Here is a 515-nt window from a genome sequence, read left to right as displayed (position 1 = left end):
GCGTCCGGACGGCACCCCGCTGTGGTTCTCGCGCGCGGCACCGGGCCGCACGCACGACCTGACCGCGGCCCGCGCTCACGGCATCGTCCAGGCCTGCCTCACCCGGCAAATCCTCGTACTCGCGGACCGCGCCTACCAGGGCGCCGGCGCCACCTTCCGCACGCCGTACTACCACTACAGCGAACAACCGCAGCAGTACCAGCGGTTCAACCGCGACCACGCCCGACTCCGAGCCCCCGACGAACGCGCCTTCGCTCAACTCAAGACGTGGCGGCTACTGCGGCGAGCCCGCTGTTCCACCCGCCGCATCGGCACAGCCGTCCAAGCCGTCCATACCCTGCTGACCTGCGCATATTCAGGATGAAAACGGTTCACCGAGGTTGAACTCGTGATGTCGTAAGGGTTCATCCGGGTCTGATGTCCTTGTGAGCGCTGTGCCGCGACGTCCGCGAACCGTCGCTGACGGCTTCGACGTCAGGCGGGTCACCCCGGACCGTAACGCTGTCTCACTCAAA

At 67.0% G+C, this 515-nt stretch carries 1 protein-coding gene; it reads left to right on the top strand.

Features of this window, described 5'->3' with window-relative positions:
• Positions 1-364, top strand: a 364-nt coding sequence (locus tag IQ279_RS27595) for a transposase family protein (RefSeq protein WP_277402607.1), incomplete at its 5' end; no start/stop codon positions are given.
• Positions 365-515: the final 151 nt, after the last annotated feature.

The sequence above is a fragment of the Streptomyces verrucosisporus genome, from assembly GCF_017114865.1.
GTDB classification, from domain to species: domain Bacteria; phylum Actinomycetota; class Actinomycetes; order Streptomycetales; family Streptomycetaceae; genus Streptomyces; species Streptomyces fenghuangensis.
The sequence above is the reverse complement of the archived record's forward strand: the minus strand, read 5'-3'. Positions and strand labels throughout refer to the sequence as shown.